Genomic DNA, 12,320 nt, shown 5'->3' on the forward strand with positions numbered 1-12,320 from the left:
TTCAGCGGCTCAATGAATTCTGATTTTTTGTTCCCACTTAAAAGCAGAAACAAACTGTACATATTACTATGAACACTCATTGTTACATTGATTTAAATTTTTGACTGCCAACCCGAAGGTTAAGCAGTTTCGATTAACTCAACACCTGTGAGTGTCCACACAGATTTCTTGTTTTATCTTGTTAAAGAGCGTTGACCACATACCGTTGCCGGCGGGTCGGGCTGATGCTTCATCAGCTCAGGGTCGTGCATTTTACGCATTTCCCGTTTAGCGTCAAGGAGTTTTTAACAACTTCTTGCTGTGCTTGAATTAAGTGCTTAAAAGCGACTCAATTCAACCTAACTCGTCAGCTTGCTTTCGCTGTCTGCCGTGTCAGTGGATGCGCATTATAGGGAGATTAAGAAAGTCCGCAACCCCTATTTTTAAGATAATTGTCATTTTCTCACTGTTCGTTGGATATTTGACCTGACCCGCTAGTTTTTAACCTTTATAATGCTAAAAACCACTCAATTAGGGACTTTTCTATGTCAGGGCCACTCAGAACTTACCAAGGTATTCATCCTCAATTAGGCAATAACGTATATGTAGATGAAGCTTCGGTGCTTGTTGGCGATATTGCGTTAGATACTGATGCCAGTATTTGGCCTATGGTGGCGGCGCGTGGTGATGTTAACCATATTCGTATTGGTAAACGCTCGAACGTACAAGACGGTAGCATATTGCATGTAACGCGTAAGTCAGCTGCTCGTCCCGATGGTCATCCACTGATTATTGGTGATGATGTGACTATTGGTCACAAGGCTATGCTTCACGGTTGCAAAGTCGGTAACCGAGTATTAGTGGGCATGGGTGCGATTATTCTCGACGGTGCGATTTTAGAAGATGATGTGATCTTAGGTGCTGGTTCTTTAGTGCCACCGGGCAAGGTATTACAGAGTGGCTATTTATATGTAGGCAGCCCAGTTAAGCAGGCTCGCCCATTAACGACTGCCGAAATTGCCTTTTTGCCAGAATCTGCCGACAACTATGTCAGACTGAAAAACGAATACTTAGTTGAGTTACAAAACATCTAATCACTTATAGCCAATCTCTTATAGTTAGTCGCTTAGTGTCACTATAGCTATATAATAAAGGCGGTAGAGACTCATTGAGTCTCTACCGCCTTTTGCTATTCGCTGATTCAGAAAACTATCTAAGTTCGATAAGTTTAGCCTAAGTGTACTGCCCCAAACTCATCAAACTCTTCGGCTTCAATTAAGTCTTCCGCCATTTCTTCGGCATCAAATCTCACCGCATCAAACAATGCCAGCATAGCGGCGGCTTCATTGGCACTCGGCTGTTCAGAGAAATCATTCAGCTCGGCTAACTTATTCACACTGATATAGCACTTGATGTTCATCCCCTGTGACTGCGCGATAAAGCAGACTCGCTTGTGGGCGTCGTCCCAATATTGCAGTTCGGGGAAAAGAATACTTTGATTCATGCTTCCTACTTAGGCTCGGCCATGAGTTTATCCCGCAAAAGATTTAATACCACTTGAGTGTCGGGCTCGATACCTCGCCATAGGGTAAAACTCTTAGCCGCTTGTCCGACTAACATGCCGAGCCCATCAATAACCTTAGCTGCACCTTGAGATAGCGCCCATTGGTTAAACGCGGTGACCGAGGCGCCATACATCATGTCATAACAAACAGTTTGGGTGGTGATGATATGCGCTGGCAAAGTTGGCAACTCGCCCGCAAGACTGGCCGAGGTTGAATTGATGATGACATCGAACTCGCCCACAAGCTCATTCATTTCTACGGCGGTGACTCTATTTGCGAAAGCACCGTTATCCACCGAAGTAAAGATATCGACCAGAAGCTGTGCCTTAGTGTGAGTGCGATTACTGATGATCATCTGCGCAATTCCCGCATTTAATAACGGCAGAATACAACCGCGCGCCGCACCACCAGCACCAATAAGTAACACGCGCTTATCTTGCAGGCTGCCTAAGTTAGCGATGAGATCGGCCACCAGCCCTAAACCATCGGTGTTATCACCGCGAATAGTGCCATCGGCCAATAAACTTAAGGTGTTTACCGCGCCAGCAAGCTTGGCCTCTGGGCTGAGACTGTCACACAGCGCAAAAGCTTGCTCCTTAAAAGGCACTGTCACATTCGCGCCCTTGCCGCCCGCATTGAAAAACGCCGTCAGTGAGGCTTCAAAACCATCGACCGGAGCAAGAATGGCTTCATAGGTTAATAACTCTTGGGTGGGCGCGGCAAATTGTCCATGAATGAACGGCGATTTACTGTGGCTAATTGGATTGCCAAACACTGCGTATCTGTCTGTCATAGCGATATTAAATTTTAGGTTCAATGGCTTTGCAGTCTACCGCGCTTTTGAGCCTAGGCAAGACGAATTATGTTCAACTAAATTTCACGTTGGGTTTCACGCTATAATGCGCCATCGGCTCAATACTCTCTATTTTAGTGAACGACTATTCCAATGAACTGGCTTAAAAAGATTTTTAGTAAACACACTCCGCCACAGGATGATCGCGATCCGAGTCAATCTAACGCCTATGATTTAATCGGTGGCGAACAGGTGATACGTGCTATCGCAAAGAGTTTTTATCAGAAGATGGCAAGCTCTGAAGAAACGGCAACACTGCTTGCCATTCATAGAGCGCCAATTGCGGAATCAGAGCAGAAGTTGTGCGAATTTTTAAGTGGTTGGCTCGGCGGACCGCAGCTCTACCAGCAGAAATATGGTCATCCCGCATTGCGAGCACGACACATGCATTTCGCCGTCGATGAGGCGATGCGGGATCAATGGCTGTTTTGTATGAAATTTGCGATTGAAGAAAACATTAATAAGCCAGAGCATCGAGCCGCCATCTTTGAGGCGATTTCAACTCTGGCTGATCATATGCGTAATCAATAAAGTGGACATCGCATCCACTTTTTAAGATTACTGGCTAAACCCAGTCGCGGGGTTTGAGGTAGTTATCGTACAAATCTGCCTCTGGGCTTCCCGCCTCTGGCGTATAAGCATATTGCCAACGCACTAATGGCGGCATCGACATTAAGATAGACTCGGTACGTCCACCGGTCTGCAGACCAAACAACGTGCCTCTGTCGTAGACTAAGTTGAACTCAACATAACGACCACGACGATAGAGTTGGAACTGACGCTCACGCTCACCGAATTCAGTCTCTTTACGACGCTCGACAATCGGCGCATAGGCCGTTAAGAAGCCATTACCCACGGCTTGCATAAAGCTAAAGCTTTGCTCGAATCCTGCTTGATTCAAGTCATCGAAAAACAATCCACCCACGCCGCGGGTTTCATTACGATGCGGTAGGAAGAAATACTCATCACACCATTTCTTATACTTGGGATAAACCTCATCCCCGAAAGGCGCACAAATATCCTTAGACGTTTGATGCCACTCGCGCACATCTTCCTCAAATGGATAATAAGGTGTTAAATCAAAACCACCGCCAAACCACCACACGGGATCGGCACCTTCTTTTTGAGCAATGAAGAAGCGCACATTGGCATGAGTCGTTGGGATATAAGGATTATTAGGATGAATCACTAAAGAAACGCCCATAGCTTCAAAACTACGGCCCGCTAACTCAGGGCGATGCGCCGTAGCCGACGCAGGCATAGCAGCGCCAGTCACATGGGAAAAGTTAACCCCAGCTTGCTCGAACACTGCACCTTGGGTTAATACTCGGCTCGTACCACCACCGCCTTCGGCGCGAGTCCATGAATCGGCGGCAAACGTTGCTTCACCATCCAGCACCTGTAAACCAGCACAAATTCGGTTTTGTAGATCGATTAAAAACGCTTTTACCACTGCAACATCAGGCACACTCATCTTGTTATCCTTATTATTGGTTTGCTCATTGTCCATTTCGTAAAATCTTACCGCTTCGCGCATCGATAATGGTCGAGGGCTGACGTTGTTCGCCGAGTTCACCTAATACGAGTGCATCAATTTTACCTGTAAAATCTGCAAGAATTTCATCGGCAGTTAATGCTGGCTCTTCACCCGCAAGGTTAGCGCTGGTCGACACTAAAGGTTTATTGAGCGCGCGGCACAGGGATTGCACTCCAGCATGGGCAGATACTCGCACTGCGATAGAGTCAAATTCACCACAGAGGTATTTTGAAACCTGCGCTTTGATTGGCATTACAAAGGTAAAAGGCCCCGGCCACTTGGAAAATGCAAACTCGAGCTGCTCAGCCGTTAATTGCGATTCATCAACATAAGCTAAAAGCTGCTGAAAATCACTGGCGACTAAGATCAGTCCCTTTTGCCATGGGCGCTGTTTTACCGCCAATAACTTTTGGATAGCGGTGTCATTATCTGGGTCGCAACCTAGGCCATAAACGGCCTCGGTTGGATAAGCGATAACACCACCGTTAAGCACAATATCTTTTATGTCAGATGGGTGCAGCTGCAACATCTTAGGATCACCTTTTGAGTATTGTCGATTTCAACAATCAAATTATTGGATAAATTCGAATACTGACCGCCCCATCAGCGGTCAGCCGAGGATTATACGCAAGCCACTTTCATCGGCCAAATATTAAGATGCAGGTCACACAATAAACTAAAGTGGTCTTTTGTATTTACAGCTTTTTTGCGGGCATTCTAAACGCATCCCAGCCGCACCTTTACGCTCGACTAAGATCCCAAAACCACAACTCGGGCAAGCTTCAGCAACCGGAGGATAATTCACAATAAACTTACACTTAGGGTAAGCACTGCAGGCATAAAAACTCTTTCCGAAGCGACTCGTTCTGTGCTCAAGCTTACCCGCTTTGCATTCAGGGCAAGGAATGTCAGGCTTGTCACTCGCTTGATCCTGTTTTTCAATATGCGTGCAGCTAGGGTATTGAGTGCAACCAATAAAGATCCCAAATCGACCAGATTTTACCGCCAGCTCGTGGCCGCATTCAGGACATACAGAACCTTCAATCACTTGAGTTTCAATGGATTCGTGTTGCACTAAGGGACGAGTGTAATTACAGCTAGGGTAATTATTACAGCCAATAAAACCGCCGTGCTTACTGTGTTTGACCGATAACTCGCTGCCACATTCAGGGCAAAGTTCGTATTCTTTTTCCAGTGCGTGTTCGTGGGCACTAAATAATTGTTCATCAATCTTAGACATAATCATTCACCACCTGTCGTAGCGCATTAGGATATCAAGCGCAGTGCCATCAAGGAATTTATGGCATCAAAAAAGGAGGTCTTAGCCTCCTTTCTCTCATAATTCATCTTTCACAACAATTAAGAATGCAGTCGGCCTTCGGGCTGTTCGAAGATTAAATCTTCCATTTGCTCATAAGCGGACTCATGGCCAGGAGCATTAAACAGCACCATTAAGATAACCCATTTGAGATCTTCTAAAATCAGGGTTGGTTCATCCAACTCCATAACTCTATCGATCACCATTTCACGGGTTTCGACATTCAGCACTTTAACTTGCTCTAAAAACAACAAGAAACCGCGGGATTCTACATCCAGCTTGTCCATTTCGTCCTTTGTATAGATACGAAACGAATGCTGATCGTGATTACAAAGATAAGGTTTATCCCCTTCTTGTAATTCAGCTAAGCGCTCTAACCAAGTTAACGCTTTTAAAATCTCGGATTGATGAAATCCGGCACGAGTGAGTTCCTTGGTTAACTCGTCTTCATCAACTAGTAGTTCAACTTCACTGTGAACATAGTTTTCAAATAGATACATGAGGATATCAAACATGGCTAGCTCCTCTTTACTCTGACGTAACCACCGGGTACTGCTATTACCCAACCTTGCAACTCAAGTTCAAGCATTTGTTCTAACACCAGATCTATCGTTTTTCCACTATGTTCAACGACTGCATCAATTGATGTAGTTTCATAACCTACACTAGCTAACAGAGACGAAAATGGCAAATTACAAATCTCGCCTTGCTGTATATGGTGGCATAACTTCAATTCTTCAAGGTGGAAAGCGGTTAAACTTGCCAACTCTTCCACTATATCGGCAGCGGTTTCCACAAGCTTTGCTCCATCACGTAATAAATCATGACAGCCTTGATGGTAACCACCTAAGATTGAGCCCGGAACGGCAAACACCTCACGCCCTTGTTCCATCGCCAACCTAGCAGTGATTAAAGAGCCGCTTTTGCGACAGGCTTCAACCACAAGAGTACCTAAAGATAGACCGCTAATAATGCGATTTCGTTTCGGGAAATTACCCGCAAAGGGACCGACATCTGGCCAAAACTCGCTAAGTATACAGCCTTGCCGCTGAATATCATGATAAAGCTGTCGATGTTTTCGTGGATAAATGATCTCTATGCCCGTTCCTAGTACGGCAATAGTGCGCCCTTGATGGTCAACACAGGCTTTATGGGCCGCCCCATCAATCCCCATCGCCATGCCACTACAGATACCAAATCCCATTGAGGACATCTCAGCAGCCAGTTGGTAAGCGACCTGCAATCCGCCAGGAGAAGCATTACGACTGCCAACAATCGCAAGATAAGGAAGGGCTAACGCCTCTAAGCAACCTTTAACGAACAGGACGGCGGGCGGATCTGAGAGTTGTTTTAATAATGGGGGATAAAGCGGATCAGAGAAACAAAGCAGATGATGATCGGCGGCTTGCTGTTGCCATTCGAGGGCGACATCCACTTTTTGATAATCAATAACAAGGCTATGGAGCAGATGATCAGATAAAGGTAGCGCTTGTCTCTCATGCTCTAACCTTTGTCTGAGGTCGTCCACTTCCATGTGCGTTAATAATTGTTGGATCCGAGCGGGTCCTAGCCCAGATACAGCACAAACAACTAACCAATCGACCAAATTTTCAGAGATTATAGACCTCTTAAGGCTAAAGATTCTGGGGCGATTAACTTATCGTCGACACGAACAGGCCGCTCGGTGGAGACAATCAAACCTAAGCTCGCCTTATCAAACACTTTAAACACTAACAACTTACCATGATAAACATCCGGCATCTTAACTGCACGATCCGAAGAGACTGACGCCATTAGGTTATCATAGGCAGTACGTTCAATTGCAGGAACCGGTATACCGTCATTATTGATAACAATAACCTCACCATCACGGTAAATAGAAAACACCACCCCAGGCTCGACGCCATCCTGAGTGCCTTTATCTAAGTACACGACATTCAACTTACCCGCTTCACGCAAATTTGATTCTGTCGCTAACACTAAAGCCGGTATCTTTAATTCCGCAGGTTTAGGAGTAAAGTAAGCTGACATCAAGGAATCACTTTCCATCGGCAATACTCTGAAGCCCGCTTTGGTTTCGCGAAAGCTCGTTAGCAACTTAATTTTTGAAACCTTACCAGACTCAATCACTTGACCAGTAGACGACAAAATGGCTTCTTGTCCTAACGCTTCGCCTGACTCTTTATTGAAAAACTCGCGACCGCGTTCGTAAATACCATACTTTTGGTTTATTGGCAGTTCAGCATCAATATAAATCACATCACCCACAATATGGTGACGCGATGGACTTTCACCTGCCAGCACCATAGGTTGCTCAGTAAGCCATTGAGTCTCGACGACCCGATTCTGCACTAAATATTGTTCAATCAAGGCTAAATCAACGGCTGGAATAGCATTACTCTTAGCAATGACACGTCCCTCGGGACTCTTTCTTACATGGGGTTTAGCACTATCGACAGTAGCACCATTACGCACAAGGCGCGGCTGACCATCAATAAATACCAGAGTGAGTTGATCGCCAGGGTAAATAAGGTGGGGGTTAGCAATCTGTGGGTTTACATCCCAAAGACTCGGCCATTTCCATGGGTCATTCAGAAACGCGGCGGAGATATCCCAAAGTGTATCGCCCTTTTTCACTACATATGACTCAGGATGCCCCGCCTTAAGCGTCAGGGTATCTGCGGCAACAAACGTGCAATTGAATGTCATTAACGCGAGTAAAATTAACCGTTTCATGGGTATTTCCATGTTGTTTAACTCTTAGTTTGAGCTTTTACTGTTATTGGTAGGCACTAAAGATTAAAATTAACTCATTAGCATCAGTCAGTATAACTAACTGGCAGAGATTTGACAGACTTGTTAAGAGTTTATGTATGACACTATTAAAAGTATTACAATTCCCTGACGAAAGATTACGAACACAAGCCACACCCATCACAGAGTTTAATGCCGAGCTGCAGACTCACATTGATGATATGTTCGAAACCATGTACCAAGAAAAAGGTATCGGTCTGGCCGCGACCCAAGTTGATTACCATAAACAACTTATTGTCATGGACTTACAGGATGAAGTCGAACGACCCAAAGTGTTTATCAACCCCGAAATTATCGCCAGCAGCGGTGACTTCTGCAATGAAGAAGGTTGCCTGTCGGTTCCGGGGATTTACGCCAAAGTCGATCGCGCCGAATTTGTCACGGTAAAAGCCTTAGACAGGCACGGTAACGAATTTATAGTTGAGGCCGATGAGTTATTTGCCATTTGTATTCAACACGAAATGGATCACCTCAAAGGCAAATTGTTTGTCGATTATTTGTCGCCGCTAAAACGTCAGCGGATCAAACAAAAACTTGAAAAAGCGGCCCGATTGGACGCCAAAGAAGCATAGGATCAGATTTGAAACCACTCAACATCATCTTTGCCGGAACACCGGATTTTGCCGCTCGCCACTTACAAGCACTTTTAAACTCACACCACAATGTGATTGGCGTTTACACTCAGCCCGATAGACCCGCTGGCCGCGGCAAGAAACTGACCGCCAGCCCAGTAAAAGAACTCGCTATCGCCAATAGTATTCCAGTGTTTCAACCCGGCTCATTACGTAAAGAACCCGCGCAACAAGAACTTGCCGCACTCAACGCCGATATTATGGTGGTAGTTGCCTACGGTCTTATCCTGCCAAAAGTCGTATTAGATACACCGCGTTTAGGTTGTATTAACGTTCATGGTTCTATTTTGCCACGCTGGCGTGGTGCCGCACCGATCCAACGCGCGCTTTGGGCCGGCGACAAAGAAACTGGCGTAACCGTTATGCAGATGGATGTGGGTTTAGATACTGGTGACATGCTGCTTAAAACCTATCTGCCAATCGAAGATAACGACACGTCAGCCAGCCTTTACGAGAAACTGGCAGAACAAGGTCCCGTTGCCCTATTGCAAGCCCTCGAGGGTTTAGCAAACGGTACCTTAGCCGCTGAAAAACAAGATGAAGCCTTAGCGAACTACGCAGAAAAACTCAGCAAAGAAGAAGCCAGACTCGATTGGAATAAATCTGCCAAACAACTCTGGCAAGAAGTCCGCGCCTTTAATCCTTGGCCTGTGAGTTACTTTGAGCACCAAGGTAACACTATTAAAGTGTGGCAAACCCAAGTCAGCGAAACCACCAGCACAGCTGCTCCGGGCACTATTATCAGCGCCAGCAAAAAAGGCATCGACGTCGCCACCGCTGATGGTGTGTTAACCCTGCTGAGTATGCAGCTTCCGGGGAAAAAGCCACTCAATGTTGCCGATATTCTCAATGCTCGAGGTGAATGGTTTAGCCCTAATACTCGCCTCGCAAACGAGGCACAATAATCATGAACTTGCGCGCGCTAGCTGCGAAAGCCATCTTCGAAGTATTAGAAAAAGGCGTGTCACTGTCAGTGGCATTGCCTGATCAACAAAAACATCTTGCCAGCGGCAAAGATAAAGCCCTACTTGCCGAGATCTGCTATGGCGTGATGCGCACTCTGCCGCAAATAGAAAAACGCATCAGTGAATGCCTAGAGAAACCACTTAAAGGCAAACAAAGGATTATCCACCAGCTCCTGATCGTAGGTTGCTATCAACTGTACTTCACTCGAATTCCAAGCCACGCCGCAATTTCAGAAACCGCCGAAGCCTGTCGCCAATTAAAATTTGAAGGCATGGTCAAAGTGGTTAATGGTGTACTGCGCAATATTCAGCGCCAGCTATCGCCGCTAAACACAGAATCAGATACCTTAAGCTATAACACACCCGCTTGGTTAATTAAGCGCTTAAAAGAAGCCTATCCCGAGCAGTGGCAAGACATCATTCAACAAAGCCATGAACGCCCGCCCATGTGGCTGCGTAACAATCGCTTATCCCAGAGCCGTGCCGAATACCTCGCAGCCCTAGCCGAAATCGACATTGAAGCGAGCGAAGGCAGCAGTGCCGATGCCATTCTCCTAGCGCATCCAAAGGATGTCGCCACACTGCCACACTTTCATGAAGGTGCTGCATCAGTGCAAGATGGCGCGGCACAATGGGCGGCGACATTACTTGCCCCGCAAGCGAATGAATTAATACTCGATGCCTGCGCGGCACCCGGTGGCAAAAGTTGTCACTTACTCGAACTTGAGCCGAGTATCAAATTAGTCGCTGTTGATTTTGATGCTAAACGCCTTGAACGTGTGCAACAGAACCTTGACCGCTTATCATTAAAAGCGGAGCTTATCCATGGTGATGCGGCCAACATAGACTCATGGTGGCAAGGCGGACAATTTGATCGTATCTTACTGGACGCGCCTTGCTCAGCCACAGGAGTGATCCGCCGCCATCCCGATATTAAATGGTTGCGAAAAAACCATGACATTGAAGAATTGGCTGAACTACAACAGCAAATTCTCGATCATTGCTGGAAGTGGCTAAAACCCGGTGGCACGCTTCTTTATGCCACTTGTTCGATTTTACCGCAGGAAAACCGCGACCAGATCAGTGCGTTTTTAGATAGAACGGTAGATGCTAAGCTAGACACACTTGCCCAGCAAAATTCGCCACAGGATATAGGTTGGCAAATCACGCCAGGACAAGACAATATGGATGGGTTTTATTATGCCCGTTTATTGAAAGCGACTGATTAGGAAGTAAGCAAGGCCATGAAAATTATCATATTAGGTGCGGGTCAAGTTGGGGGAACCTTGGCCGAAAATTTGGTGGGTGAGAACAATGACATCACCATTGTCGATTATGACAAATCCAGATTACGCGCCCTGCAAGATAAATATGACCTTCGCGTCGTAGCGGGCCATGCCGCTCACCCTGATGTGCTCAGAGAAGCGGGCGCAGAAGATGCCGACATGCTTATCGCCGTAACCAATAGTGATGAATGCAATATGGCTGCCTGCCAGATTGCCTATACCCTTTTTGGTACGCCGACTAAAATTGCCCGTATCCGCTCAGAACCGTATTTGGCGATGCGCGATAAACTCTTTATCGACAGTGAAACCAAAAATAGCGATGGTCGTCCCCGTGGCGGCTTCGTGATCGATGAATTAATCGCCCCTGAACAGTTAGTGACCGCTTACATCCAGCGACTCGTAGAATATCCAGGCGCATTGCAAGTGCTTGAATTTGCGGAAGGCCGGTTGAGCCTAGTGGCTGTTCGAGCCTATTATGGCGGCCCACTGGTGGGGAATGCATTAGCAGCACTTCGCGAACACATGCCCAATATTGATACCCGGGTCGCGGCGATTTTCCGCCAAGGCCGCGCTATTATGCCTCGCGGAACGACCATTATCGAAGCCGATGATGAAGTCTTCTTCGTTGCAGACAGTCGCCACATTCGCGCTGTCATGAGCGAAATGCAAAAGCTCGATAACTCCTACCGCAACATTATGATCGCCGGTGGCGGTAACATAGGCCTAGGCTTAGCAAAACGCCTTGAGCGCACCCACTCGGTCAAACTGATTGAGCATAAATTAGAACGTGCAGAAGCCTTATCGGAGCAGCTGGAAAATACCACAGTGTTCTGCGGTGATGCCTCAGATCAAGAATTACTGCTCGAAGAACACATAGACCAAACCGACGTATTTATTGCGGTCACCAATGACGACGAAGCCAATATTATGTCCGCCCTGCTAGCAAAACGTATGGGCGCGAAAAAGGTCATGGTGCTTATTCAACGCGAAGCCTATGTGGATATAGTGCAAGAAGCCAACATCGATATTGCAATCTCACCACAACAAGCGACGATTTCAGCACTATTAACTCATATTCGTCAGGGTGATATCTGTAACGTTTACTCTCTACGTCGTGGGGCGGCCGAGGCAATTGAAGCCATTGCCCACGGAGATGCCAGCACTTCTAAAGTCGTTGGCAAAGCCATTGGTGATATTAAGTTGCCACCAGGGACAACGATTGGCGCCATTGTCCGCAATGATGAAGTGCTGATGGCCCACGACAAAACCGTGATAGAGCAAGGAGATCACGTGATCTTGTTCTTAGTGAATAAAAAGTTTGTCGGCGAAGTCGAGAAGCTTTTCCAACCAAGTGCTTTCTTCTTCTAAGAA

The 12,320-nt window shown here is 46.5% G+C and carries 14 protein-coding genes; 6 read left to right on the top strand and 8 right to left on the bottom strand.

All coding sequences use genetic code 11. From position 1 onward, the window contains the following. Positions 1-524: 524 nt before the first annotated feature. Positions 525-1,073, top strand: coding sequence for a gamma carbonic anhydrase family protein (locus ACHA99_RS21130; protein WP_173248524.1), 549 nt, complete (start codon positions 525-527; stop codon positions 1,071-1,073). Positions 1,074-1,207: 134 nt separating this feature from the next. Here ACHA99_RS21130 and ACHA99_RS21135 read toward each other — a convergent pair whose 3' ends face one another. After that, on the bottom strand, positions 1,208-1,483 hold the full coding sequence (locus ACHA99_RS21135) for a DUF1488 domain-containing protein (RefSeq protein WP_113941387.1): 276 nt from the start codon (positions 1,481-1,483) through the stop codon (positions 1,208-1,210). Positions 1,484-1,488: 5 nt separating this feature from the next. Beyond that, on the bottom strand, positions 1,489-2,337 hold the full coding sequence (gene aroE / locus ACHA99_RS21140) for a shikimate dehydrogenase (protein ID WP_113941388.1): 849 nt from the start codon (positions 2,335-2,337) through the stop codon (positions 1,489-1,491). A 153-nt stretch (positions 2,338-2,490) separates the two neighbouring features. Here aroE and ACHA99_RS21145 point away from each other — a divergent pair, with 153 nt between their 5' ends. Then, positions 2,491-2,928 (top strand): group II truncated hemoglobin, encoded by a 438-nt coding sequence (locus ACHA99_RS21145; protein WP_263183830.1) that lies wholly within the window; start codon positions 2,491-2,493, stop codon positions 2,926-2,928. A gap of 34 nt (positions 2,929-2,962) precedes the next feature. On the opposite strand, the gene hemF is transcribed toward ACHA99_RS21145, so the two are convergent. The 6 genes from hemF to ACHA99_RS21175 form a co-directional block, all read right to left on the bottom strand. Further along, positions 2,963-3,871 (bottom strand): oxygen-dependent coproporphyrinogen oxidase, encoded by a 909-nt coding sequence (hemF, locus tag ACHA99_RS21150; RefSeq protein WP_393944807.1) that lies wholly within the window; start codon positions 3,869-3,871, stop codon positions 2,963-2,965. Between the two features lie 25 nt (positions 3,872-3,896). Next, on the bottom strand, positions 3,897-4,463 hold the full coding sequence (locus tag ACHA99_RS21155) for an L-threonylcarbamoyladenylate synthase (RefSeq protein WP_168827564.1): 567 nt from the start codon (positions 4,461-4,463) through the stop codon (positions 3,897-3,899). A gap of 147 nt (positions 4,464-4,610) precedes the next feature. After that, positions 4,611-5,174: a type I DNA topoisomerase gene (locus tag ACHA99_RS21160; RefSeq protein ID WP_105253028.1), complete on the bottom strand. Its 564-nt coding sequence runs from the start codon at positions 5,172-5,174 to the stop codon at positions 4,611-4,613. 119 nt (positions 5,175-5,293) lie between these two features. After that, entirely contained in the window at positions 5,294-5,767 is a 474-nt protein-coding gene (locus tag ACHA99_RS21165) for a DUF494 family protein (RefSeq protein ID WP_006083793.1), read from the bottom strand. Positions 5,768-5,769: 2 nt separating this feature from the next. Next, a complete protein-coding gene (gene dprA, locus ACHA99_RS21170) occupies positions 5,770-6,786 on the bottom strand; it encodes a DNA-processing protein DprA (RefSeq protein ID WP_393944810.1) in 1,017 nt (338 codons plus the stop codon). Positions 6,787-6,869: 83 nt separating this feature from the next. Next, positions 6,870-8,000 (bottom strand): LysM peptidoglycan-binding domain-containing protein, encoded by a 1,131-nt coding sequence (locus tag ACHA99_RS21175; RefSeq protein ID WP_393944812.1) that lies wholly within the window; start codon positions 7,998-8,000, stop codon positions 6,870-6,872. 125 nt (positions 8,001-8,125) lie between these two features. Between ACHA99_RS21175 and def the strand changes: the two genes are divergently transcribed. From def to trkA, 4 genes are read left to right on the top strand one after another with little or no spacing between them, the layout of a single operon-like run. Beyond that, the gene (gene def, locus ACHA99_RS21180) at positions 8,126-8,638 is read left to right on the top strand and encodes a peptide deformylase (protein WP_263238753.1); all 513 of its coding nucleotides are present in this window, start codon (positions 8,126-8,128) and stop codon (positions 8,636-8,638) included. Between the two features lie 8 nt (positions 8,639-8,646). Continuing rightward, entirely contained in the window at positions 8,647-9,603 is a 957-nt protein-coding gene (gene fmt / locus ACHA99_RS21185) for a methionyl-tRNA formyltransferase (protein ID WP_131524501.1), read from the top strand. A 2-nt stretch (positions 9,604-9,605) separates the two neighbouring features. After that, the gene (rsmB, locus tag ACHA99_RS21190) at positions 9,606-10,892 is read left to right on the top strand and encodes a 16S rRNA (cytosine(967)-C(5))-methyltransferase RsmB (protein ID WP_286992716.1); all 1,287 of its coding nucleotides are present in this window, start codon (positions 9,606-9,608) and stop codon (positions 10,890-10,892) included. A gap of 15 nt (positions 10,893-10,907) precedes the next feature. Continuing rightward, positions 10,908-12,317: a Trk system potassium transporter TrkA gene (gene trkA / locus ACHA99_RS21195; protein ID WP_105250826.1), complete on the top strand. Its 1,410-nt coding sequence runs from the start codon at positions 10,908-10,910 to the stop codon at positions 12,315-12,317. Positions 12,318-12,320 lie beyond the last annotated feature (3 nt).

This window comes from Shewanella sp. S23-S33 (assembly GCF_043359565.1).
GTDB classification, from domain to species: domain Bacteria; phylum Pseudomonadota; class Gammaproteobacteria; order Enterobacterales; family Shewanellaceae; genus Shewanella; species Shewanella oncorhynchi.